The sequence below is a fragment of the Candidatus Phytoplasma pruni genome, from assembly GCF_013391955.1.
Classification (GTDB): domain Bacteria; phylum Bacillota_I; class Bacilli_A; order Acholeplasmatales; family Acholeplasmataceae; genus Phytoplasma.
Window position 1 is genome coordinate 1 of sequence record NZ_JABUOH010000036.1, and the last position, 1563, is coordinate 1563.

A 1563-nucleotide genomic window follows, 5' to 3' on the forward strand; every position below is an offset into this window, starting at 1 on the left:
AAAAAAAAACATATAATAAAGGCATATGTAAAAAAACTAAAATAAAATAAAATTAAGGAGACACGTACATGTCACAAACCAACAACAAAAACAATAATAAAAAAATCATCATTTGGTCTAGTGTTATCGCGACCATCGTTCTTTTATTACTATCTTATACATATTATAAATTAACCCAAAATCCTACTCCTCCGGCAGTAAAAGAATCCGTCCTAAAAACAAAAGAAGAAAAGGAACCAGAAACAGAAGGACAATATCAAAAAGCTTTAAAAAAATGGCAAGATCAATGTTTAATTAAACCAGTTGAAACAGATAAAGATGAAGGATATACTTCTGACGATTTAAGAGATAACATTTTAGGCAGATATAACAGAGTTCTTTATGATAAAGCAGGTAATAAACATGAATATAAATATAACAAAGGTCTTTTATCTGATAGTTGGTATTTAAACGATTCTATTTTAGGTTTGACCGAAACTTCAAAAAATAAAGTTCCTCCTAGAAATAAATTGGATTATTTAGATACTACACCTCCTCCTGTTAGACCTAAAAATATGCCTTCCGAAGATTATCATTTAAAACATACATCTATCGTTTATAACGATGAAGGACAACCGAAAATTGCAATAGATTTTTATATAAAAAATAAATTTAAATCTCAAAGGATTGATTATTATGATACAGGTATTAAAAAGTCTGTTACAAAACACAACCCTCAAACTAACAAACCAATTGCACACACCTCCTACAACCCTGACGGCTCCATCAAAGAAATCAAATACTATTAACCCCCAGACCCTATCTCACTCATAGGGTCTTTTTTTATTGCCTAAAATCAATCCTTCACTATCAAAATAAACATTTTCCATCCCAAACTATTGCAAAAAAAAAAAAAACGTATAATAAAAATATATCTAAATAAATAAAAAAGGCGCATTTATGAATTTACTCAAAAATAAAATATTTATGAATTTTGTCAAATATATAACCATTATTTTAATATCTTTTATTTTTGTCCGATTATACGTTAATCATTCTAAAAAAGAATATTTCAAAAAACATCCTCTTCCACCTCATTATTCTTTAACAGATTCAGAACTGATTTCTCAAACAAAAGAAGAATATGAAAAAAATGTCCAAAAATGGAAAGATCATTGTTATTTTGCTGAAACACAAAAAGCCAATTATATAACATCCGCAGAACGTATACGCGATATTTTAGGAAAACAAGATAAAACACTTTATGATATTGAAGGTAACGAACATACATATAAATACAAAAAAGGGTTTTTCAAAGATGAATGGTATTTAGATAATATCCTTTTAGGTAATAGTTGTAATGAAGATTCTATCGGTTGGAAACTTTATTATTTAAATGACACTCGTCCGCCACAACCTCCACGAGGAGTTGCTAAACCAACAGAAATAGCGCCAAAACCTGAATCCCAAGAATGGAACCGTTTTACAGGCAAATATTTTAATACAACAACATACAATTTTGATGGTTATATTTGATAAAGAAAGAAGGACTTTTTATGAACTTAAAAAAATTAATTAAATCTA

At 28.2% G+C, this 1563-nt stretch carries 2 protein-coding genes; both read left to right on the top strand.

What is annotated here, in order from left to right; genetic code table 11:
• Positions 1-68: 68 nt before the first annotated feature.
• Positions 69-788 (top strand): hypothetical protein, encoded by a 720-nt coding sequence (locus HR065_RS01320; RefSeq protein WP_178734123.1) that lies wholly within the window; start codon positions 69-71, stop codon positions 786-788.
• 151 nt (positions 789-939) lie between these two features.
• Complete coding sequence (locus tag HR065_RS01325; RefSeq protein WP_178734124.1) at positions 940-1515, top strand: hypothetical protein; 576 nt, start codon at positions 940-942, stop codon at positions 1513-1515.
• Positions 1516-1563: the final 48 nt, after the last annotated feature.